Below are 20,579 nucleotides of genomic sequence, written 5' to 3'. Positions count from 1 at the left end.
AGACATGACTTCGCCGGCCGATGGGCTTCCCGCCGACGTCGCGACCCTCAGCTTCGAGCAGGCTCGGGACGAGCTCGTGCGCGTCGTCGCCGAGCTCGAGCAGGGCGCCCCGACGCTCGAGCACTCGCTCGAGCTGTGGACCCGCGGCGAGGCGCTCGCCGCCCGCTGCGAGGAATGGCTCCTCGGCGCGAAGCGGCGACTCGACGAGGCCCGCACCGGCGCCACGGGCGACGCGTGATGGCCAAAGGTCCGCGGATCGTCGCCGAGCTCGGGCGCCCCGAGACCCCCGACGAGACAGCCGCACGCAAAGCCGCCTCCTCCCGCGTCTACCGGTCGAGCCAGACCGCGCGCAACCTCATCGCCGCGCTCATCGTGACCATCGCCGTGGTGGCGGTGATCGTGTTCGGTGTGCCCCGCGGCTCGGTCCCGGAGCGTCCCGCCATCGACGTCGCCGCCGTCGCCGCGGATGTCGGCCCCGCGATCGGGCGCGACCTGGTCGTACCCGATGTGCCCGACGCCTGGCGCGTCAACAAGGCCGAGCTCGCCGGCGATGACGTGCGCACGTGGGAGGTCGTCTACGCCCCCGAGAGCGGGTACGTCAACGTTCAGCAGGGCTTCGACGCCGATGCCGGTTGGGCGTCGCGACAGATCAGCGGCGCCCGCGCGACCACGGTCGAGCGGCTCGGGGATGTCGACTGGGACGTCTTCGAGATCAACGATCCCGCCCGCTTCGGCAACATCTCGTACGCCCTGTCCACGACCGCGGGCACCGACACGATCCTCGTGTACGGCGGGGGCGCCGTCGACGCCGAGACCGTTCGCGACGCAGCGCGTGGGCTCGCACCGCAGATAGCCGACCTGCAGAAGGAGACACGATGACCTCTACGGCCGAAAACACCGCGGTTCCCACTCCCCAGGAGGCGTGGGACGAGATGCGCGCGGGGAACATCCGCTTCGTCGAGGGCACCCCTCGCCATCCGCGTCAGGACGTCGAGCGCCGTCACGAGATCGCCGGATTGCAGACGCCGCGCGCCGCGCTGTTCGGCTGCTCCGACTCCCGACTGGCCGCGGAGATCATCTTCGACGAAGGTCTGGGCGACCTCTTCGTCATCCGCAATGCCGGCCAGGTCATCTCCGACTCCGTCGTCGGCAGCCTCGAGTACGCGGTCGCGGTGCTCAACGTCCCGCTCATCGTCGTGCTCGGCCACGATGCCTGCGGCGCCGTGCGCGCCGCGATCGACAGCACCGGCGTCGACGCACCGCCGCTCCCGCCCCTCATCTGGCGGCAGATCGCGCCCATCGTCCCCGCCGTGCGTCGCGTCCTGCGCGCCGGAGCCGCGGACGGCGTCACCGCCGAGACGGTCGACGCCGAGACCGTCGGACGTGAGCACCTGCGCGAGACGGTCGGGCAGCTCCTGCACGCCTCGGAGCTCATCAGCACCGCCGTGGCCGAAGGGCGCGTCGCGATCATCGGCGCGAACTATCGACTGGCCGAGGGCGCCGCGGTGCCCGACATCATCCTCGGCGACGTCCACGACGCCGCCGCATCCTGACCACGAACAACCGAGAGAGGAACGACGACGTGACCGACATCGAGTACCGCATCGAACACGACACCATGGGAGAGGTGCGCGTCCCGAAGGACGCCCTGTACGCGGCGCAGACCCAGCGGGCCGTCGAGAACTTCCCGATCTCGGGGTCGGGCCTCGAGTCGTCTCAGATCGCCGCCCTCGCGCGCATCAAGAAGGCGGCCGCCCTCGCGAACAAGGAACTCGGCACACTCGACGCCGCGATCGCCGACGCGATCGCCGCCGCCGCTGACGAGGTCGTCACCGGTCGCCACGACGCGCACTTCCCGGTCGACACTTACCAGACCGGCTCGGGCACGTCGTCGAACATGAACATGAATGAGGTGCTCGCGACGCTCGCGACCCGCACCCTCGGCTCGACCGTCCACCCGAACGACCACGTCAACGCGTCGCAGTCGTCGAACGACGTCTTCCCCACGTCGGTGCACATCGCCGTCACGCAGGCCCTGATCGACGACCTCATCCCCTCCCTCGACCACCTCGCGGTGGCTCTCGAGGAGAAGGCGGAGCTGTGGAAGGACGTCGTGAAGTCCGGCCGCACCCACCTCATGGACGCCACGCCCGTCACCCTCGGACAGGAGTTCGGCGGCTACGCCCGCCAGATGCGCCTGGGCATCGAGCGCGTGCAGTCGGTGCTCCCCCGTGTCGGCGAGGTCCCGCTCGGGGGCACCGCCGTCGGCACCGGCATCAATACGCCCCTCGGATTCCCGCAGAAGGTCATCGAGCTGCTCGCCGCCGAGACCGAGCTGCCGATCACCGAGGCCAAGGACCACTTCGAGGCGCAGGCCAACCGCGACGGTCTCGTCGAGGCATCCGGCGCGCTGCGCACGATCGCGGTGTCGCTGACGAAGATCAACAACGACATCCGCTGGATGGGCTCGGGCCCGAACACCGGTCTCGGCGAGCTCCACATCCCCGACCTGCAGCCCGGGTCGTCGATCATGCCGGGCAAGGTCAACCCGGTCGTCCCCGAGGCCGTCCTCATGGTGTCGGCGCGGGTCATCGGCAACGACGCCACCGTCGCGTGGGCAGGGGCTTCCGGCTCGTTCGAGCTGAACGTCGCGATCCCCGTCATGGGCACCGCGCTGCTCGAGTCGATCCGTCTGCTCTCGAACGCCGTGCGCGTTCTCGCCGACAAGACCATCGCCGGCCTCGAAGCCAACGTCGAGCGCGCGGCGGCCTTCGCCGGGATGTCGCCGTCGATCGTCACGCCGCTGAACAAGCTGATCGGCTACGAGGCAGCGGCCAAGATCGCCAAGCACGCCGTCGCCGAGGGCATCACGGTGCGCGAGGCCGTCATCGCGCTCGGGTACGTCGAGCGCGGCGAGCTCACCGAGGCGCAGCTCGACGAGAAGCTCGACCTGCTGTCGATGACCCACGCCGGCTGATAATCGGAGAGTGAGTCCGTCGCGCTCAGAAGCCCGGCGCGCACGCATCCTGGGATCCCTCCTGGCTGTCGTGTGCGCCGGCTTCGTCGTCGCCGCGATCGCGACGCTGATCGTCTTCCTGCTCTCGGGCGCCACTCCGCCGTGGCCGGCGATCCTGGTGTTCGCGGTCGCGGGTCTGGGGACCCTGATCACCCTCTGGGCGGTCGGATGGCCCCTGCTGGCGACCCCGCCGCGCGATGCCGCGGCGCAGGACGCGTCCGACGCGGCCGTCGAGGCGCAGCGCCGGCTGCTCGACGACGTGCGGCACGAACTCAAGACGCCGATCGCGATCGTGCGCGGCCACCTCGAGCTGATGGATGCGGCGGACAGCGCGGATGTCGAGACGGTCCGACAGATCGCGACGGCCGAACTCGACCGCATGACGCGGCTCATCGGCGACATCGATCTGCTCGCCTCCGTCGACGGGGCGCGCTTCGCCACCGACGACGTCGACCTCGAGACCCTGACGCAGCGGGTCGCCGATCTCGTCACCGTCATCCCGGGCCACGACTGGGCCGTCGAGACGACGCAGCGCGCGGTCGTGACCGGTGACCCCGACCGCCTGCTGCAGGCGTGGCTTCAGCTCGCCGACAACGCCGCCAAGCACACGCCGGTGGGCACCGCGATCGAGCTCGGCAGCGGTGTCTATGCCGGAAGTGCGCACCTGTGGGTTCGCGATCACGGACCGGGCATCCCGCCGGCGGCACGCCACCGCATCTTCCGGCGCTTCGATCGCGGCGGCCGGCGTCGTTCGGCTGGCGGGTCGGGTCTCGGCCTGGCGATCGTGGACGCCATCGCGAAGGGCCACGGCGGTTCCTGCCGCGTCGCCGACACTCCCGGGGGCGGCGCGACCTTCACGATCGAGATCCCCCTTCGGTCGGCGCAGCGGCTTCCCGCCCCCGTCCGCGCCGACGAGGTCGTCCTCCAACGCAAGGAGATCGGATGAGACGCATCCTGCTCGTCGACGACGAACCCCACATCATCAGCCTGCTCGAACGCGCCTTGCGCTCCGAGGGCCTCGAGCCCGTCGCAGCCGAAGACGGCGAGACCGCGCTCGAGATCCTCGCGGACGAGCAGATCGACCTCGTCGTGCTCGACGTCGGCCTGCCCGGAATCGACGGGTTCGACGTGCTGCGGCAGATCCGGGAGAACGGATCGGCGATCCCGGTGGTGATGCTGACCGCGCGCAGCGGGACCAGCGACACGGTCGAGGCGCTCGACGCGGGCGCGAGCGACTACGTCCCGAAACCGTTCGTCGTCGCCGAGCTGCTCGCCCGCATCCGCTCGCGCCTGCGCGAGAGCACCGCTCCGGCGACCAGCGTGGCCCACGACGGCGTGAGCCTCGACATGCTCACGCGTCGCGCCAGCATCGACGGGCGCGAGATCGACCTCTCGGCACGTGAGTTCGCCCTCGCGGAGCAGTTCCTGCGCCACCCCGGCGAGATCCTCAGCCGTGAGACGCTGCTGCGCCAGGTGTGGGGCCTGGACTTCGATCCGGGATCGAACGTCGTCGACGTCTACGTGCGGTACCTCCGCGGCAAGGTCGGCGCCCGTCGGATCGCCACCGTCCGCGGCGAGGGCTACCGCTGGGAGGCGTGAGGTCGGCGCCGCATCGCGACGGCGCCGACCCCGCCGCGCTCAGCTGAGTTCGCCCGCCTCCAGCAGATCCGTCACCAGCGCCGCGATGGCGGAACGCTCGGAGCGCGTCAGCGTCACGTGGGCGAAGAGGCCGTGGCCCTTGAGGGTCTCGATGACCGAGGCGATGCCGTCGTGGCGCCCGACCCGGAGATTGTCCCGCTGTCCCACATCGTGCGTGAGCACGACCCGCGAGTTCTGTCCGATGCGACTGAGCACCGTCAACAGGACGTTCCGTTCGAGCGACTGCGCTTCGTCGACGATCACGAAGGCATCGTGCAGCGACCGGCCTCGGATGTGCGTCAGCGGGAGCACCTCGAGCAGCCCGCGGGCGATGATCTCTTCGACCACGTTGCTGGAGACGACCGAGCCGAGCGTGTCGAAGATCGCCTGACCCCAGGGGTTCATCTTCTCCTGGGCGTCGCCGGGCAGGTAGCCGAGCTCCTGTCCACCGACGGCGAACAGCGGCCGGAAGACGATGATCTTCTTCTGCTGCTGCCGCTCGAGCACCGACTCGAGGGCGGCGCACAGCGCGAGGGCCGACTTGCCCGTGCCGGCGCGGCCGCCCAGCGAGACGATGCCCACCTCCGGATCGAGGAGGAGGTCGATCGCGATGCGCTGCTCGGCGGATCGCCCGTGGAGCCCGAAGACGTCGCGGTCGCCGCGCACGAGGCGGAACGACCCCTCGCCCGTCACGCGGCCCAGCGCGGAGCCGCGCTCGGAGTGGATAACGAGCCCGGTGTTCACCGGCATCCCGATCACCTGGTCGCTCGCGGCGATCTCGGTCTCGTACAGGTCGCTCATCTCATCGCCGGACAGGTCGACGTCGGCGATGCCGGTCCACCCCGAGTCCACCGCCTGTTCGGCGAGGTACTCCTCTGCCGAGATGCCCAGCGACGCCGCCTTCACCCGCATCGGCAGGTCCTTCGACACGACCGTCACCGGCTGACCCTCGTGAGCGAGATGCATCGCGACAGCGAGGATCCGGGTGTCGTTGTCGCCCAGACGCATCCCCGCCGGCAGCACCGACGGGTCGGTGTTGGTGAGCTCGACGCGCAAGGTCCCGCCCTCACCCACGGGCACCGGGAAGTCGAGGCGACCGTGCTCGACGCGCAGATCGTCGAGGTGGCGCAGCGCCTGACGGGCGAAGTAGCCGATCTCGGGGTCGTGGCGCTTGCCCTCGAGCTCGGTGACCACCACGACCGGGATGACGACGGAATGCTCGGCGAACCGGAACAGCGCCCGGGGATCGCTCAGCAGCACGGACGTGTCCAGGACGTAGGTGCGCAGCTCCTGGTCGGAGGCGTCACCTCCGCCGTGGATGACGCGACGCTGCTGCTCAGTTGCTCGTGCGGCCACAACCCACTCCCCGCCTCGGGTGTCTCACCCGATTTCCCGAGTCGACCGTGGGTCACGAGTCGTGATCGGCCGACTCGAACGGGCACCGTGCCCGTTGCGATGACAGTACGACCGGGTGACGACCGGTTGCGAACGCGACACGCCGACGATCGTTTCGCCCGGGTGAACTCTTGGGTGTCAGCTGCCGAAGCGGCGATCACGCGATGCGAAATCGCGGATCGCGCGGAGGAAGTCCACTTCACGCAGATCAGGGCCGAGCGCCTCGACGAAGTAGAACTCGCTGTGCGCCGACTGCCAGAGCAGGAAGTCGCTCAGGCGCTGCTCTCCCGAGGTGCGGATCACCAGATCCGGGTCGGCCTGCCCACCCGTGTAGAGATGCTCGCCGATCTGCTCCGGCGTGAGGCTCTCAGCGAGCTCTTCGAGCGTGCCGCCGTGCTCGTGGTGGGCCGCGATGATGCTCCGGACGGCGTCGACGATCTCGCCGCGACCGCCGTAGCCCACCGCGAGGTTGACGTGCAGGCCGGTGTTGCCGGCTGTACTCTCCTGTGCCTTCGACAGCACCCGGGTGAGGTCCTCGGGCAGCTGCGCCGCCCGCCCCACATGCTGCACGCGCCACCCGGGCTCGCTCGCGAGCGTCTCGGCCAACTCCGCGATGATCTCGAGCAGGTCGGCCAGCTCACGAGAGTCGCGCTTGGCCAGGTTGTCGTGCGAGAGCAGGTAGAGCGAGACGACCCGGATGCCGAGTTCGTCGCACCATCGCAGGAACTCGTGCATCTTCGCCGCGCCCGCCCGGTGGCCTTCTGCGGGGGTGGGGTACCCGGCTTGCCTTGCCCATCGGCGGTTGCCGTCGATCATCATGGCGACGTGATGCGGAACGACCTCGGGCGTCAGATGCCGGCGCAGGCGGGACGCATACAGTCGATAGAGGGGGCCTCTCCCCTGGTTCGCAGCCACTCCCCTACGCTACCGCCCGCCCCCATGTGACCGGGGGCATATGGTCCGGCGTACGCTCGTCCTGTGAACCGACCCGCACCTGACGAGGGCGCCGAGATGCCGCAGCTGCCACTCCTCGACGCCGCCGCTGCCAGCGCTCAGGTGGAGCTCCGGCCTTCCTGGCGCGGCTGGATCCATGCCGCGACCTTCCCTGTGGCCATCGCGGCCGGCATCGTGCTCATCGTGCTCGCCGAGGGGACGCCCGCGAAATGGGCGAGCGCCGTGTTCATGACGACATCCCTCCTGCTCTTCGGCAACTCCGCTCTGTACCACCGCTTCGACTGGCAGCCGCGCACGAAGGCGATCCTCAAGCGCATCGACCACGCGAACATCCTGCTGCTGATCGCCGGCACCTATACCCCGCTGGCGGTCCTGGCGCTGCCGACGAACCAGTCCGTGGTGCTGCTCTCGCTCGTCTGGGGCGGCGCGATCGCGGGCATCTTCTTCCGCGTGTTCTGGATCAACGCACCCCGCTGGCTCTACGTGGCGCTGTATCTCCTGCTCGGCTGGGCCGCGGTGATGTACATGGTGCCGCTCTATCAGGCGAACGCGGCGATGATGGTGCTCGTCATCATCGGCGGCCTGCTCTACACCGGCGGCGCGATCGTCTACGCGCTCAAGAAGCCGAACCCGTGGCCGGGCCACTTCGGCTTCCACGAGATCTTCCACGTGTGCACGGTCCTGGCCTTCCTGTGCCACTGGACCGCGAGCCTGCTCATCGCGCTGTCTCCGGCGTATCACGCCGGCTGATCAGCGGGACTCGTCGTCCCCGCGGCGGTCGGAGGCCAGCTCCTCCTCGTCGAGCTGCTCACGGACCTCTGCGCGGTAGCGACCGCGTCGGACGCGCCGCAGCATGTCGAGCAGGAGCAGCACGACAGCGATCGTGAGCACCACGATCGCACCGAACCCCCAGGGTCCCGGGGTGACCGAGGTCGGGTCGACCGTGATCTCGGGTATCGGTGTCGCCGCCGACGTGAGCCACAGGAGGGAGTGCATGGGGTCCTCGATCCGCGCCCGAAGCGCTTAGCCTGGAACTCCCAGCCTAATCCCGCCGAACCGCTCCGGAGACCGACGCCATGTCCACGCAGCTCAAGCTCGACAACCGCTACGGTCGGACGCGTGACCGGCGGTCCCGGCGCATCGCGATCGCGAGCGCGGGGGTCGTGGGAGCGGCGCTGCTCGCACTGGTCGCCTGGACCACCGTCAGCAGCGCCCTCGGCTCGGTCGACACCGACGCGACCGGGTTCGAAGTGGTGGACGAGCATGAAGTGGTCGTGTCGTTCCAGGTCAGCGGTGCAGCGGACAAGCCCCTCGCTTGTGCGCTGGAGGCGCAGGACACCGAGCACGGGGTGGTCGGCTGGCGCATCGTGGAGTATCCGGCCGACGGAGGGCTGCGACGGGCCTTCACCGAGACGATCCCCACGACCGCCCTCGCGACCAACGGTTTGGTCACCTCCTGCTGGATCCCGTAGTCTGGGTCTTTCTTGTGCGCCCCGGCCCGATGCCGGGGCGTTCGCCATAGGCGGCCCGATGCCGCGCCAGTGCAAGGAGATCCCATGTCGAACGACGCTCCCGTCACCTTCCTCACCCAGGATGCCTACGATCGTCTCGTCGCCGAGCTCGAGCACCTGTCGACGACCGGCCGCGAAGAGATCGCCAAGCGCATCGAGGCCGCCCGCGAGGAGGGCGACCTGAAGGAGAACGGCGGCTACCACGCGGCGAAGGACGAACAGGGCAAGCAGGAGGCGCGTATCCGCACCCTCCAGCAGCTGCTGAAGGACGCCACCGTCGGCGAGGCGCCCGAATCCGACGGCACCGTGCTGTCGGGCACCGTCGTGACCGCCCTGGTGGCCGGCGGCGAAGAGGTGTTCCTGCTCGGCAGTCGCGAGATCGCGGCGGGCTCCGAGCTCGACGTCTACAGCGAGGCCTCGCCCCTGGGCGCCGCCATCCTCGGCCTCAAGGAGGGCGACAAGACCTCCTACACCGCCCCGAACGGTCGCGACATCAGCGTCGAGATCGTCAAGGTCGAGACGTACTCGGGTCAGTGACCCGGCGCTTCGCGCCGGCCGTCGTCAATCCGAGACGACGGTCGGCGCGAAGCCGGCATCCTCGAGGATCGTGATGACCTGCGCGCGGTGCTCCTGACCGCGTGTCTCGACACTCAGCTGGAGGATCACCTCGCTGATCTGCAGGCCCTGGCCGTGACGGGTGTGCAGCACCTCGATCACGTTGGCGCCGGCGACCGAGAGCAGGTCGGAGACGCGCGCGAGCTGGCCGGGTCGGTCCGGCAACGGGATCTGCAGGGTCATGTAGCGCCCGGATGCCGCGAGCCCATGCGCCACCACCCGCTGCAGCAGCAGGGGGTCGATGTTGCCGCCCGAGAGCACCGCGACGGTCGGTCCCGTCGCGCGCACCTTGCCGGCGAGGATCGCCGCGACCCCGGCCGCACCGGCGGGCTCGACGACCTGCTTGGCGCGCTCGAGCAGCACGAGCAGCGCGCGCGCGATGTCGTCGTCCGAGACCGTCACCACCTCGTCGACGAGTTCGCGGATGACCCGGAACGGCTCGTCGCCCGGGCGCCCGACCGCGATGCCGTCGGCGATCGTCGGCGTGGTCTCGACGGCGAGCGGCTCACCGGCTGCGAGCGAAGACGGGTAGGCCGCGGCGTTGGCCGCCTGCACTCCGATCACGCGGACGGTCCGCCCGGCCACCGCCGCCCGGGCCTTGACGGCGGCGGCGACGCCCGCGATGAGGCCCCCGCCGCCGATCGGGATGATGAGCGTCTCGATGTCGGGCACCTGATCGACGACCTCCAGCCCGAGCGTGCCCTGGCCGGTGATCACGTCGGGGTGATCGAACGGGTGGATGAGGACGGCACCGGTGCGCTCGGCGAACTCCGCGGCCAGGCGCAGCGGCGTCTCGACGGTCGCCCCCTCGAGCACGACGTCGGCGCCGTATCCGCGGGTCGCGAGCAGCTTCGGCACGGGCACCCCGAGCGGCATGAAGATCGTCGCCGGGATCCCGAGCTTCTGCGCGGCAAGCGCCACACCCTGCGCGTGGTTGCCTGCGGAGGCCGCCACGACTCCGCGAGCGCGCTCCTCCGCCGTCAGGCGCGACAAGCGGTACGTCGCGCCGCGGATCTTGAACGAGCCGGTCCGCTGCAGGTTCTCGAGCTTGAGATGCACGGGGACGCCGAGGAGATCCGAGAGGTGCTCGGAGTACTCCATCGGCGTGCAGGTCACGACGCCGTGCAGGACCGCCGCGGCATCCTCGAGGTCGGCCGGGGTGGGTCCGGTCATGCGTTCTTCCTCCGGTCTCTGGGCACGGTGCTCCAGATCATCTCGTCGGGTCGCGGCACGACGCCCGTCTCCCACGAGCGCCGCGACACGTAGAGCACGACGACGTTGACGAACGCGGCGAGGGGCACCGCGAACAGGGCGCCGGGGATGCCGGCGATCATGGCGCCGCCGGCGACGACGATGACGACGGCGAGGGGATGCACCTTCACCGCCGATCCCATGAGCAGCGGCTGCAGGATGTGCCCCTCGACCTGCTGCACACCGAGGACGACGACGAGCATCCACAGCGCGATCCACGGACCGTTGTAGACGAGCGCGAGGAAGACGGCGAGGGCACCCGTGACGACGGCGCCGACGAACGGGATGAACGCCCCGAGGAACACCAGGACGGCGATCGGCGCCGCCAGGGGTACGCCGAGGAACAGCGCCCCGAGGCCGATCCCCGTGGCGTCGATGGTCGCGACGAGCAACTGCGTCCGCGCATAGGTGACGACGGTGCGCCAGCCGGTGCGTCCCGCGCCGTCGACGGCGGGACGCGCCTGCCGGGGGAACAGACGCACCACCCAGCGCCAGATCCGGCCACCGTCGGCCAGCAGGCACAGCAAGATGAAGAGTACGAGCAGCGCTCCCGTGACGACGTGCCCCACGGTCGAGCCGATCGCGAGCGCGCCCGACCAGAGAAGCGATGCCTGCTGCTCGAGGAACGACCAGCCCTGCACGAGCAGATCGTCGATCTCAGCCGATGTCAGGTCGAGCGGACCGTCGATGAGGTACTGCCGCAGCTGCTCCACAGCCTCCACGGTGCGTTCACGCACCGACCCGGACTGCTGCGTGATCTGCCAGATCGCGAGGCTCAGCAGTCCCGAGATGACGGCGAGCGTCGCCAGGACGCTCACGACGATCGCCGCCCAGCGCGGGAAGCGGTGATCGAGCATCCACTGGCAGGCGGGCCAGAGCAGCGCGGCGAGCAGGATGGCGATCAGGAGCGGGATGACGAGCAGCTTGAGCTGCATGACGATCCAGATGGCGACGCCGGCAGCTGCGGCCACGACGAGCAGCCGCCACGAGTATGCCGTCGCCAATCGCAGGCCGCGCGGGATCCCGGTCGAGGTCTCGGTGGCAACGGTGCGTGTGCGAAGAGCGTCGAAGAACGATCGCCCGGCCTTGTCGTCGCTCATCCCGCCAGTCTAGAACCGCGTGCCTGATCGTCCGGCCCGCGGTGGCCCGGCCCCGAGAAGCCGCTCAGAACTGGACGCGCGGCGGCTCCGCGATCGCAGCCCCGCCCTCGACCTCGAAGAACTCACGTTCGCTGAAGCCGAGGCTGCGCGCGAACAGATTGTTGGGGAACACCTTGATCTTGGTGTTGAGCTCGCGCACCCCGCCGTTGTAGAAGCGACGCGACGCCTGGATCTTGTCCTCGGTGTCGACGATCGACTGCTGCAGCTGGAGGAAGTTCTGGCTCGCCTGCAGCTGCGGGTAGGCCTCGGCGACGGCGAAGAGCGACTTCAGCGCCTGCTGCAGGTGACCTTCGGCGACCCCCGCCTCGGCGGGGCTCGACGCGGACAGGGTCTCGGCTCGGGCCCGTGTGACGTTCTCGAACACCGCCTTCTCGTGGGCGGCGTAACCGCGCACCGTGTCGATGAGGTTGGGCAGCAGATCCGCGCGGCGCTTCAGCTGCACCGTGATGTCGCTCCACGCCTCATCCACCCGCACGTTCAGCGCGACGAGCGAGTTGTAGGTCGCCCAGAGGTAGATGCCGACGACAGCGACGACAGCGACGACGACGATGACCGGGATCAGCCACTCCATAGCAAGTCCCCCTTCTCCGCGATCAGTCTAGTCGGCGCCCCGGGAGCACTCCGGAACACCGGACCGACTCGCAGAGCATCCTCACCGAGGACCGCGCGCGGGGGCCCCGCGGGGGCGGGCCCGGCGTCATCGCGGTTCGCCGTCGCCGTCGGACCGCCCCGTGACGAGACGCGACAGCAGCTCGGCGAGCGTCGCTCGGTCGACTGCACTCAGCGGGGCCAGCACCTCGCGCTCGGTCTCCAGGTGGTCGGGCAAGACGCGCTCCACGATTTCGCGGCCCGCGGGCGTGAGCCGCACGATCTTCCCTCGCCCGTCAACGGGGTCGGGATGCCGGCTGACGAAGCCCAGCGACTCCAACCGGTTCAGCCGCTGCGCGACGGCACTCGATGTGATCATGGCGTCCGACGCGAGCTGAGCCGGGGTCAGCTCGTACGGGCTCCCCTGCCGCGTCAGCGTCGCCAGCACGTCGAAGGTCGCCGCGTCGATCCCGTGTCGTGCGAACGTGACGGCCAGCCGAGCGTCGACGAACGCGGCGGCGCGCCCGAGACGGCCGATGACGGCCATCGGACTGACGTCGAGCTCAGGCTTCTCACGCGACCACTGCGCGAGAATGCCGTCCACGTGATCCATGGGAACGATCATAGTTGCTAAGCGCTTCGCTATATTGACTAAGTGCTTAGCAAAAAACCCGCGCTCGTGCTCACCACGGCCCTCGCCCCGATGGTCTGGGGTACTACCTACCTCACTGCGACGACCTTCCTTCCGCCCGGCCACCCGCTGCTGACCGCTACCGTGCGCGCCCTACCGGCCGGCATCGCGCTGCTCGCGCTCGCTCGCCGCCTCCCCGCCGGAGCGTGGTGGTGGCGCTCCTGGGTCCTGGGCGCCCTGAACATCGCGGGCTTCTTCGCGTGCCTGTTCATCGCCGCCGACCGCCTGCCGGGCGGCGTGGCGGCCGTCGTCGGCGGCATCCAGCCCCTCATCGTGACCCTCATCGCCTCGCGCCTGCTCTCGGAGCGTCTCACCCCGGTCGCGATGATCGCCGGCGTCGCCGGAGCCGTCGGAGTGGCTCTGATCGTGATCACCGGGGAGGTCGACCTCGATCCGCTGGGCGTCGCCGCGGCTCTCGTCGGCGCGTTCTCGATGGCCATCGGGACGGTCCTGACGAAGCGGTGGGGCGCCGGCGTGCCCCCACTCGCGCTCACCTCGTGGCAGCTGGTGACCGGAGGCGTCCTGCTCGCGCTCGTCGCGGCGATCCTCGAACCGGCGCCGACCGCACCGCTGAACGGGACCCATCTCGCGGCCTACGCGTATCTGTCGCTCATCGGAACCGCGATCGCTTACGTGCTGTGGTTCCGCGGCGTCCGGGCCCTCCCCGCCCGCATCCCGGCCTTCCTCGGGCTCAGCAGCCCGATCGTCGCCGTTCTGCTCGGGCTCGTCGTCGCGGGCGAGGCGCTGACGCTCCTGCAGGTCGCCGGCATCACCGTCGTGATCGCGAGCGTCGCGGCCGTGATCGGCAGCGGCGGTCGTCGCCGGGTATCACGCGACTGAGGGGTGCCCCCGCTGGGACTCGAACCCAGACTGAGGCGATTTTAAGTCGCCTGCCTCTGCCATTGGGCTACGGGGGCCGGCATCCACGTTACCCGGCGCGGATGCTGCCGACCGAGCGTCCGCGCGACGCCGCGCGCGGAACGACGAAGCCCCCGGGCACCGTGGCACGGGGGCTTCGTCGTGACGGACTCAGCTGTTCGAGGAGACCTTGTTGTCCTTCTCAGCCGGGGCGACCGCCGCGGCGCCTTCGTCCTTCGCGACGCTCTTCGGGTCGATCGGGGGCTGCGGGTTCGCCTGCTCGGGCTGAGCCGGACGCGGACGCGCCGCGAACTCCTCGAACGTCGCACGCGGCGTCAGGCTCGCCTGCAGCGACACGTTGTCACGTCCGAGCCAGAAGTTCATCCACCAGTCGCCGATGACGCGCCACTTGCGCTCCCACGACGGCATCGCCAGGCCGTGGTAGCCGCGGTGCGCGACCCAGGCCGGGAATCCCTTGATCGCGATCTTGCCCGACTGGAACACACCGCTGCCGAGGCCAAGACCGGCGACCGCGCCGAGGTTCTTGTGCACGTACTCGCGCGGGGTCTCGCCGCGGAGAACCGCGACGAGGTTCTTGGCGAGCAGCTTCGCCTGGCGCACGGCGTGCTGGGCGTTCGGCACGCAGTACCCGCCGACGCCGCCACCGGTGAGGTCGGGGACGGCCGAGATGTCGCCGGCCGCCCACGCGCCCTCGACGATCTCTTCAGCTGTGCCCACGCGCAGGTCGGCGCGGGTGCGGATGCGGCCGCGCTCCTCGACCGGGAGGTCGCTGCCGCGGACGACGGTGGGGTTCGCCATGACACCGGCGGTCCAGATGATGACGTCGCTCGGGATGACCTCTCCCGTCGACAGGGCGACGTTGCCGCCCTCGGCGCCCTGGACCTGCGTGTCGAGGTGCACGTTGGCACCCTTCTTGGCGAGATCCTTGAGCACCCACTGGCTCGTCTCGAGCGAGACCTCCGGCATGATGCGGCCCATGGCCTCGATCAGGTGGAAGTGCGTGTCCTCGAAACGCAGCTGCGGGTAGTCCTTCAGCAGCGACGACGCCATCGCGCGAAGCTCGGCGAAGACCTCGATACCGGCGAAGCCACCGCCGACCACGACGACGGTGAGCAGGCGGTCGCGCTCGGGGCCGGCCGGGAGGTTGGCGGCGCGGTCGAAGTTGGTGAGGATGCGGTCGCGGATCGCCATCGCCTCTTCGACCGTCTTCAGGCCGATCGCGTTGTCGGCGATGCCCGGGATCGGGAAGGTGCGCGAGACCGCACCGGCGGTGACGACGATCTGGTCGTACCGGTGCTCCCACGGCGCACCGTCGGTCGGGGTGATCGTCGCGGTCTTGGTCGCGTGGTCGATCTTGGTGACCTTCGCGCTGACGACCTTGGTGCGCTTGAGGTGGCGGCGCAGCCCGACGACGACGTGGCGCCCCTCGATCTCGCCGGCGGCGACTTCGGGCAGGAAGGGCTGGTACGTCATGTACGGCAGCGGGTCGACGATGGTCACCTCGGCCTCACCCTTGCGGAGGTGCTTCTCGAGCTTCCACGCGGTGTAGAAGCCGGCGTAGCCGCCGCCGACGACGAGGATTTGGGGCACGGAAGTGGACACGTTCGGAAGAACTCCTTGATCGGGGGCTCGGCTAGCGCGACGCGCGGGCCGATCGGATGCGCCGGACAGCTGCGGTGACGCCGAGCGCCACCAGTATAGCCACCACCGTGACCCCCGAGAGCGGGACGGTGCCGTACACGAGCGTGTCGATGCTGGGGAGGAACGGCGGGGGCGGCCCGGAGGGGGAATCCGCCGCGGGCAGCTCCGGCAGAGCGACCGGAGTGCTCGTGGGCGCCGGCGCGGGTTCCTGCTCCGCCCGCCGGTAGATGCGGATCCATTCGGCGAGGTCGCCCATGGGATTGGCGGACACCGCGGGCACGGACGCGGAGACCGCCGCAGCGGCATCCAGGAGTCCGTATCCGTACAGCGGATCCGGACGGGCGGTCACACCCGGCACGGGACGCGCGGTCTGGATGATGCGGTTGATGACGTTGTTCGCGTCGAGCGCGGGATGCGCCGATCGGACGAGCGCGGCGACACCCGCGACGATCGGCGCGGCACCGCTCGTGCCGTCCCAGACGACGACGCGCCCATCGGCCGATACGCCGAGCAGTTCCTCGCTCGGCGCCGAGATGCCGATCGTGATGCCCTGCGTCGACGCCTCCTGGCTGGCCACCCCCCGGCGGTCGACGCCGCCCACGGTGAGCACGCCAGGAATCGTCGCCGGTGCGCCCACCCGATCGGTGCCGGTCCCGCGGTTGCCCGCGGCCACCACGACCACGACGTCGTTCTCGTACGCGTACGTGAAGGCCTCGTCCCACGACGGATCCCACTCGAGCAGGTTCGTCGTGAACGACAGATTGATGACGTCGGCACCGTGGTCGACCGCCCAGACCATCGCGTCGGCGACCTGGGTCGCGAACGGGATGTCGGAGACGCCGCCGAAGCCGATCGACAGCGACAGCAGGTTCGCCTCGGGCGCCACGCCGATCATGCCCGTGTCGGGTCCGGTCCCGCGGCTCGCGGCCAGCGACGCCACCCAGCTTCCGTGGTTGCCGTCGTCACCGCCCACCGGAGTGCGGCCGTCCGCGCTGCCCGCCCCGGAGAAATCGGCGCCGGCCGACACGGCACCCTCGAACTCCGCGGGGCCGCGGCCGATTCCGGTGTCGATCACGGCGATCGTCGTGCCCGCCCCGCGCGTGGTCTGCCACGCCGTGCGGATGCCGTAGTCGTCGAGCCAGTACTCGGCCTGACGCGCCGGGTCCGGTGGCGGGGCGGCCGCGCCCGCGGACGCCGTCGCGATCACCAGGATGCTCACGACGACGGCGCGAGCGAACCGCACGGTGCGCCGCGTCACGCGGCCACCCGGGGGTTCGCACAGGCGCACCGCTCGGGCGACCAGGTGGACCGGGCCAGCGCGAGGTCTCCGATCGGGTTGACGCCCGGTCCCGCCGCGAGCGCGTGCCCGGCCAGCGCGTGCAAGCACTTGACGCGCGTGGGCATCCCGCCGGCAGAGATCCCCGCGATCTCGTCGACCTCGCCGTAGGCGGCCCGGTCGGCGAGGTAGGCGTCGTGGGCGGCGCGGTAGGCCCCGGCGATGTCATCGTCCGCCTCGAGCAACTCGCTGAGCTCGCGCATGACGTGCGTGGCCTCGAGCGCCGACATCGCGGCCGTGGCCGCGGGATGCGTGAGGTAGTAGAACGTCGGGAACGGCGAGCCGTCAGGAAGCCGCGGCTCGGTGGCCACGACGGTCGGATTGCCGCAGACGCACCGCGCGGCGATACCGACGACTCCGCGCATCGGCCGTCCGAGCTGCTCCCGCATGACCTCGAGGTCGGCGTCGGTCGCGGGCGTCAGAACGGCAGTCACTCCCCCAGGCTACCGCCCGTACCCGACGGACGCCTGGTCACGAACCCGGGTCGGCCGTCCGGGCGCTGCCGCTGGTGACCAGCGATCGCACGAACTGCGACATCCAGTCGGTGCGGGTCCGCTCGACGTCGCCCGACACCGTCGCAGGGTCGTCGGGGATGGCCGCTGCCGGCAGGTCGTCGTCGATGAGATAGACGACCTCGCCGGGGCGGACGTAGTACAGCCGCTCACGCGCCTGCGTCGTGATGAAGGCCGGGTCGCGCCATTGCTCGCGCTCAGCCTCGAGCGCGGCGATCTCGTCGTGCCCGACGCGGACCGATTCCTCGAGCGCCGCGATCTGAGCGCGCTGGTCGAGGTACGTGCTCACCGACGGCACCAGCACGCACGCGGCGAGGACGACCAGTCCGAGCATGATGAAGGCGAACCCCGACAGCCGGATGCCGCCGAGCCAGGCGCGCACGTCCACGCTCCGGGAACGAGAAGAGGGAGCCGTCGTCTTGACCACGGCTCCCCCTCTCGTCAGAACTCAGCGCAGATCAGCCCTGGAATCGCGGGAACGCGGCGCGGCCGATGAACTCCGCGGCGTCACCCAGCTCTTCTTCGATGCGCAGAAGCTGATTGTACTTCGCGACGCGCTCGGAGCGAGCGGGCGCGCCGCTCTTGATCTGACCGGCGTTCACCGCGACGGCCAGGTCGGCGATCGTGGTGTCCTCGGTCTCGCCGGAACGGTGCGAGAGCATCGTGGTGTAGCCGGCGCGGTGCGCGACCGAGATCGCGTCGAGCGTCTCGGAGAGCGTGCCGATCTGGTTCACCTTGACCAGGAGCGAGTTGGCGGCCTTGCGGCGGATGCCGTCGGCCAGACGCGCCGGGTTCGTGACGAACAGGTCGTCGCCGACGAGCTGCACCTTGTCGCCGAGCTTCTCGGTCAGCGCGGTCCAGTTCTCCCAGTCGTCCTCGGCGAGGGCGTCCTCGATCGTGACGATCGGGAAGTCGTTGACGAGCTGGATGTAGTAGTCCGTCAGCTGCTCGGCGTTCCAGTCCTTGTTGTCGAGGCGGTAGACCCCGTCGTTGAAGAACTCGGTCGCGGCGACATCGAGGCCCAGGGCGATCTCTGAGCCGGGCTTGAAGCCGGCCTTCTCGATCGCCTTGACGAGGAACTCGAGGCCTTCGCGGTTGCTGGGCAGATCGGGGGCGAAGCCGCCCTCGTCGCCGAGGCCGGTCGCGTAGCCCGCCGCCTTCAGCTCGCCCTTGAGGACGTGGTAGACCTCGGTGCCCCAGCGCAGCGACTCGCTGAAGGTCTCGGCGCCGATCGGCGCGAGGAAGAACTCCTGCATGTCGATGCCGTTGTCGGCGTGCTCGCCACCGTTGATGACGTTGAACAGCGGGACGGGCAGGAGGTGCGCGTTCGGGCCGCCGAGGTAGCGGAACAGCGGCAGGTCGGCCGAGTCGGCCGCGGCCTTCGCGACGGCGAGCGAGACGCCGAGGATGGCGTTGGCGCCGGTGCGCGACTTGTTCTCGGTGCCGTCGGTCTCGATGAGGATCTCATCGATGATGCGCTGCTCGCTCGCGTCGATGCCCTCGATCGCCGGGCCGAGCTCGTCGATGACGGCGTTGACGGCCTTGAGGACGCCCTTGCCGCTGTAACGGCTCTTGTCGCCGTCGCGGAGCTCGTACGCCTCGAAGGCGCCGGTGGATGCGCCGGAGGGGACGGCCGCGCGCTGGACGATGCCGTCGTCGAGGAGCACCTCCACTTCGACGGTCGGGTTGCCACGCGAATCCAGGATCTCGCGTGCGCCTACAGCCTCGATCAGTGCCACAGGGGAACTCCTTGCTTGTGGAGGGTGAGTCGTGGAGCGTCGTCGGTCCACTCTGAGTCTAGTGATGACGGCGGCTCCCGCCAGCGGTCGCGCCGGGACTATCGCGACTCGGGGTCGACCCGGATGGCGATGGCGAGCCCGTCCCAGCCCTTCGCATCGAGGGTCTGCAGCGCCGTCGCGTCGAAGCGGGGGTCGCGCGCGAGCTTCTCGAGGCCGCGGCGGACGCCGGCGATCTGCTCGTCCTCGGTGGCCGGGTCGGCCACGCGCCCCGACCGCACCACGTTGTCGACGACGACGACACCGCCCACGCGCGCCAGGCGCGCCGCGTGCTCGAGGTAGATCGTGTTCGACTCCTTGTCGGCGTCGATGAACACGAGGTCGAACGGACCGTCCACATGCGGCAGCACCTCGGCGGCGCGTCCGACACGCACCTCGACCCGATCGTCGACGCCCGCTCGCTCGATGTTGCGGCGTGCCACCTCGGCGTTGTCGGGTTCCGCCTCGATCGACACCAGACGCCCCTCCGGGGGCAGCGCGCGGGCCATCGCGATCGCCGAATAGCCGCCGAGGGTGCCGATCTCGAGCACGCGCTGGGCGCTGCTGATGCGGACGAGCAGCTGCAGGAACTTCGCGCTGAGCGGCGAGACCTCGATGGGGGGCAGGCCCGCGGCGTTCTGGTCGGCAACGGCCGCCGCGAGAGCGTCGTCGGGCTCGACGAGCGTGTGGGTCAGGTAGGAGTCGATGCGCCGCCAGGACTCGGGAGTGGGATCGGCCATCCCCCCACCCAAGCGCACGGCGTCCGCTCGCGCCAGCATCCGGGCCGAGGTCGCCTCGTCCACGGCGCCGAGCACGCTCGGGAGGAGCGCGTCCGCGGTGCGCCGATAGCCCAGCGGGCTCGGATGGAACCGGTCGAGGCTGAACATCTCCTCGGGGCGGTCGACGAACACGGGGCCGACGGTTCTGCGCAGCGACACCACGCGCGCGCCGGCCGCGCTCGCGGCGGACTCCTGGGCCGCCGCGAGCGCCCGCGACGCGCGCGAGGCGAACGTTCGCAGCGGCTGCGGCACCGGGCGCAGCGCGCCGAGATCGGGACAGGTGCCGACGACGACCGCGCACCCGGACGATCGCAGCAGCGACACGGCATCCGCGAGGCTGCGGGCGGCGCGGCTCGCCGGCACGCGGTGCGTCACGTCGTTGCCGCCCACGACGATCACCGCGACGTCGGCGCGCGCATCGTCGCCGAGCGCCTCGATCTGCTCGAGGAGCGTCGACGATTCGGCGCCGACGACCGCGCCGGTGCGCAACCGCACGGGGCGGCGCGTCCGGTGCGCGAGCCCCCTGGCCAGGCGACCGCCCAGGGTGTCCTTCGGCCGTTCCGCGCCGAGGCCCGCCGCGAGGGAGTCCCCGAGCATGATCAGGCGGATGGGCTCGCCCTGGTAGGAGCGCCGCCACAGTCGGTCGGCGTCCACCGCCAGCTCGCCGAGCGGCTTGCCGATGCGGTCGCGGGCGATCGCGGCCTGACGACTGAGCACGCCGTGCGATGCGACCGCGACGGCCCCGAACGACAGCGCGACCCCGCCGACGGCGGCCGCGATCCGGCCGGTGGGCGTTGTCATGCCGTCAGCAGAGCACGCGAGGGTGAACGGCGTCCGA

At 70.5% G+C, this 20,579-nt stretch carries 23 protein-coding genes and 1 tRNA gene; 10 read left to right on the top strand and 14 right to left on the bottom strand.

What is annotated here, in order from left to right:
• The first annotated feature begins 4 nt into the window (after nucleotides 1-4).
• From JOF37_RS00545 to JOF37_RS00520, 6 genes are read left to right on the top strand one after another with little or no spacing between them, the layout of a single operon-like run.
• A complete protein-coding gene (locus JOF37_RS00545; protein ID WP_210004088.1) occupies nucleotides 5-238 on the top strand; it encodes an exodeoxyribonuclease VII small subunit in 234 nt (77 codons plus the stop codon).
• Nucleotides 238-879, top strand: coding sequence for a DUF4245 family protein (locus JOF37_RS00540; protein WP_210007617.1), 642 nt, complete (start codon nucleotides 238-240; stop codon nucleotides 877-879). Before JOF37_RS00545 ends, JOF37_RS00540 begins: the two co-directional genes overlap by 1 nt.
• Nucleotides 876-1,553, top strand: a complete 678-nt coding sequence (locus JOF37_RS00535) for a carbonic anhydrase (protein WP_210004086.1) — start codon at nucleotides 876-878, stop codon at nucleotides 1,551-1,553. Before JOF37_RS00540 ends, JOF37_RS00535 begins: the two co-directional genes overlap by 4 nt.
• A 29-nt stretch (nucleotides 1,554-1,582) precedes the next feature.
• The gene (locus JOF37_RS00530; protein ID WP_210004084.1) at nucleotides 1,583-2,977 is read left to right on the top strand and encodes a class II fumarate hydratase; all 1,395 of its coding nucleotides are present in this window, start codon (nucleotides 1,583-1,585) and stop codon (nucleotides 2,975-2,977) included.
• A gap of 10 nt (nucleotides 2,978-2,987) precedes the next feature.
• A complete protein-coding gene (locus JOF37_RS00525) occupies nucleotides 2,988-3,962 on the top strand; it encodes a sensor histidine kinase (RefSeq protein WP_210004082.1) in 975 nt (324 codons plus the stop codon).
• A complete protein-coding gene (locus tag JOF37_RS00520; RefSeq protein WP_210004080.1) occupies nucleotides 3,959-4,615 on the top strand; it encodes a response regulator transcription factor in 657 nt (218 codons plus the stop codon). Before JOF37_RS00525 ends, JOF37_RS00520 begins: the two co-directional genes overlap by 4 nt.
• Nucleotides 4,616-4,654: 39 nt before the next feature.
• Here the strand turns inward: JOF37_RS00520 and phoH2 are convergent, their stop codons facing one another.
• A complete protein-coding gene (phoH2, locus tag JOF37_RS00515; protein ID WP_372445397.1) occupies nucleotides 4,655-6,010 on the bottom strand; it encodes an RNA 5'-3' helicase PhoH2 in 1,356 nt (451 codons plus the stop codon).
• Between the two features lie 177 nt (nucleotides 6,011-6,187).
• On the bottom strand, nucleotides 6,188-6,964 hold the full coding sequence (locus JOF37_RS00510; protein WP_210004078.1) for an isoprenyl transferase: 777 nt from the start codon (nucleotides 6,962-6,964) through the stop codon (nucleotides 6,188-6,190).
• A 96-nt stretch (nucleotides 6,965-7,060) separates the two neighbouring features.
• On the opposite strand from JOF37_RS00510, the gene trhA reads away from it, so the two are divergent.
• On the top strand, nucleotides 7,061-7,753 hold the full coding sequence (gene trhA, locus JOF37_RS00505) for a PAQR family membrane homeostasis protein TrhA (RefSeq protein WP_210007615.1): 693 nt from the start codon (nucleotides 7,061-7,063) through the stop codon (nucleotides 7,751-7,753).
• On the opposite strand, the gene JOF37_RS00500 is transcribed toward trhA, so the two are convergent.
• The gene (locus JOF37_RS00500; RefSeq protein ID WP_210004076.1) at nucleotides 7,754-7,999 is read right to left on the bottom strand and encodes a hypothetical protein; all 246 of its coding nucleotides are present in this window, start codon (nucleotides 7,997-7,999) and stop codon (nucleotides 7,754-7,756) included.
• Between the two features lie 80 nt (nucleotides 8,000-8,079).
• On the opposite strand from JOF37_RS00500, the gene JOF37_RS00495 reads away from it, so the two are divergent.
• Nucleotides 8,080-8,475: a DUF4307 domain-containing protein gene (locus JOF37_RS00495; RefSeq protein ID WP_210004074.1), complete on the top strand. Its 396-nt coding sequence runs from the start codon at nucleotides 8,080-8,082 to the stop codon at nucleotides 8,473-8,475.
• Nucleotides 8,476-8,559: 84 nt separating this feature from the next.
• On the top strand, nucleotides 8,560-9,051 hold the full coding sequence (gene greA, locus JOF37_RS00490; protein WP_210004072.1) for a transcription elongation factor GreA: 492 nt from the start codon (nucleotides 8,560-8,562) through the stop codon (nucleotides 9,049-9,051).
• Nucleotides 9,052-9,075: 24 nt separating this feature from the next.
• Here the strand turns inward: greA and ilvA are convergent, their stop codons facing one another.
• The 4 genes from ilvA to JOF37_RS00470 form a co-directional block, all read right to left on the bottom strand.
• A complete protein-coding gene (gene ilvA, locus JOF37_RS00485; RefSeq protein ID WP_210004070.1) occupies nucleotides 9,076-10,302 on the bottom strand; it encodes a threonine ammonia-lyase in 1,227 nt (408 codons plus the stop codon).
• Nucleotides 10,299-11,480 (bottom strand): AI-2E family transporter, encoded by a 1,182-nt coding sequence (locus JOF37_RS00480; protein WP_210004068.1) that lies wholly within the window; start codon nucleotides 11,478-11,480, stop codon nucleotides 10,299-10,301. Before JOF37_RS00480 ends, ilvA begins: the two co-directional genes overlap by 4 nt.
• 64 nt (nucleotides 11,481-11,544) lie before the next feature.
• Nucleotides 11,545-12,111 (bottom strand): LemA family protein, encoded by a 567-nt coding sequence (locus JOF37_RS00475; RefSeq protein ID WP_210004066.1) that lies wholly within the window; start codon nucleotides 12,109-12,111, stop codon nucleotides 11,545-11,547.
• A 126-nt stretch (nucleotides 12,112-12,237) separates the two neighbouring features.
• Nucleotides 12,238-12,741, bottom strand: a complete 504-nt coding sequence (locus tag JOF37_RS00470) for a MarR family winged helix-turn-helix transcriptional regulator (RefSeq protein WP_210004064.1) — start codon at nucleotides 12,739-12,741, stop codon at nucleotides 12,238-12,240.
• Between the two features lie 42 nt (nucleotides 12,742-12,783).
• Here JOF37_RS00470 and JOF37_RS15730 point away from each other — a divergent pair, with 42 nt between their 5' ends.
• Entirely contained in the window at nucleotides 12,784-13,659 is an 876-nt protein-coding gene (locus JOF37_RS15730; protein WP_210004062.1) for an EamA family transporter, read from the top strand.
• Between the two features lie 4 nt (nucleotides 13,660-13,663).
• On the opposite strand, the gene JOF37_RS00460 is transcribed toward JOF37_RS15730, so the two are convergent.
• The 7 genes from JOF37_RS00460 to JOF37_RS15725 all read right to left on the bottom strand — a co-directional run bounded on the left by JOF37_RS00460 (nucleotide 13,664) and on the right by JOF37_RS15725 (nucleotide 20,542).
• Nucleotides 13,664-13,736 (bottom strand) — tRNA-Leu (locus JOF37_RS00460).
• A gap of 112 nt (nucleotides 13,737-13,848) precedes the next feature.
• Entirely contained in the window at nucleotides 13,849-15,288 is a 1,440-nt protein-coding gene (locus tag JOF37_RS00455) for an NAD(P)/FAD-dependent oxidoreductase (RefSeq protein ID WP_210007614.1), read from the bottom strand.
• Nucleotides 15,289-15,331: 43 nt separating this feature from the next.
• On the bottom strand, nucleotides 15,332-16,597 hold the full coding sequence (locus JOF37_RS00450) for a S8 family serine peptidase (protein ID WP_271174887.1): 1,266 nt from the start codon (nucleotides 16,595-16,597) through the stop codon (nucleotides 15,332-15,334).
• On the bottom strand, nucleotides 16,594-17,064 hold the full coding sequence (locus JOF37_RS00445; protein ID WP_210007612.1) for a DUF501 domain-containing protein: 471 nt from the start codon (nucleotides 17,062-17,064) through the stop codon (nucleotides 16,594-16,596). Before JOF37_RS00445 ends, JOF37_RS00450 begins: the two co-directional genes overlap by 4 nt.
• 82 nt (nucleotides 17,065-17,146) lie before the next feature.
• On the bottom strand, nucleotides 17,147-17,575 hold the full coding sequence (locus JOF37_RS00440; RefSeq protein ID WP_210004060.1) for an FtsB family cell division protein: 429 nt from the start codon (nucleotides 17,573-17,575) through the stop codon (nucleotides 17,147-17,149).
• A 70-nt stretch (nucleotides 17,576-17,645) separates the two neighbouring features.
• Nucleotides 17,646-18,926, bottom strand: coding sequence for a phosphopyruvate hydratase (gene eno / locus JOF37_RS00435; RefSeq protein WP_210004058.1), 1,281 nt, complete (start codon nucleotides 18,924-18,926; stop codon nucleotides 17,646-17,648).
• A gap of 98 nt (nucleotides 18,927-19,024) precedes the next feature.
• On the bottom strand, nucleotides 19,025-20,542 hold the full coding sequence (locus JOF37_RS15725) for a GDSL-type esterase/lipase family protein (RefSeq protein WP_307803437.1): 1,518 nt from the start codon (nucleotides 20,540-20,542) through the stop codon (nucleotides 19,025-19,027).
• Nucleotides 20,543-20,579: the final 37 nt, after the last annotated feature.

Origin of the sequence: Microbacterium imperiale, assembly GCF_017876655.1 — a bacterium.
Taxonomy (GTDB): domain Bacteria; phylum Actinomycetota; class Actinomycetes; order Actinomycetales; family Microbacteriaceae; genus Microbacterium; species Microbacterium imperiale.
The sequence above is the reverse complement of the archived record's forward strand: the minus strand, read 5'-3'. Positions and strand labels throughout refer to the sequence as shown.

What these genes read in the sequence shown, in the direction of transcription:
- JOF37_RS00545 (WP_210004088.1), top strand. Translation starts at nt 5, where the DNA reads ATGACTTCGCCGGCCGATGGGCTTCCCGCCGACGTCGCGACCCTCAGC.
- JOF37_RS00540 (WP_210007617.1), top strand. Translation starts at nt 238, where the DNA reads ATGGCCAAAGGTCCGCGGATCGTCGCCGAGCTCGGGCGCCCCGAGACC.
- JOF37_RS00535 (WP_210004086.1), top strand. Translation starts at nt 876, where the DNA reads ATGACCTCTACGGCCGAAAACACCGCGGTTCCCACTCCCCAGGAGGCG.
- JOF37_RS00520 (WP_210004080.1), top strand. Translation starts at nt 3,959, where the DNA reads ATGAGACGCATCCTGCTCGTCGACGACGAACCCCACATCATCAGCCTG.
- trhA (WP_210007615.1), top strand. Translation starts at nt 7,061, where the DNA reads ATGCCGCAGCTGCCACTCCTCGACGCCGCCGCTGCCAGCGCTCAGGTG.
- JOF37_RS00500 (WP_210004076.1), bottom strand. Translation starts at nt 7,999, where the DNA reads ATGCACTCCCTCCTGTGGCTCACGTCGGCGGCGACACCGATACCCGAG.
- JOF37_RS00495 (WP_210004074.1), top strand. Translation starts at nt 8,080, where the DNA reads ATGTCCACGCAGCTCAAGCTCGACAACCGCTACGGTCGGACGCGTGAC.
- greA (WP_210004072.1), top strand. Translation starts at nt 8,560, where the DNA reads ATGTCGAACGACGCTCCCGTCACCTTCCTCACCCAGGATGCCTACGAT.
- ilvA (WP_210004070.1), bottom strand. Translation starts at nt 10,302, where the DNA reads ATGACCGGACCCACCCCGGCCGACCTCGAGGATGCCGCGGCGGTCCTG.
- JOF37_RS00480 (WP_210004068.1), bottom strand. Translation starts at nt 11,480, where the DNA reads ATGAGCGACGACAAGGCCGGGCGATCGTTCTTCGACGCTCTTCGCACA.
- JOF37_RS00475 (WP_210004066.1), bottom strand. Translation starts at nt 12,111, where the DNA reads ATGGAGTGGCTGATCCCGGTCATCGTCGTCGTCGCTGTCGTCGCTGTC.
- JOF37_RS00470 (WP_210004064.1), bottom strand. Translation starts at nt 12,741, where the DNA reads ATGGATCACGTGGACGGCATTCTCGCGCAGTGGTCGCGTGAGAAGCCT.
- JOF37_RS00445 (WP_210007612.1), bottom strand. Translation starts at nt 17,064, where the DNA reads ATGCGGGAGCAGCTCGGACGGCCGATGCGCGGAGTCGTCGGTATCGCC.
- JOF37_RS15725 (WP_307803437.1), bottom strand. Translation starts at nt 20,542, where the DNA reads ATGACAACGCCCACCGGCCGGATCGCGGCCGCCGTCGGCGGGGTCGCG.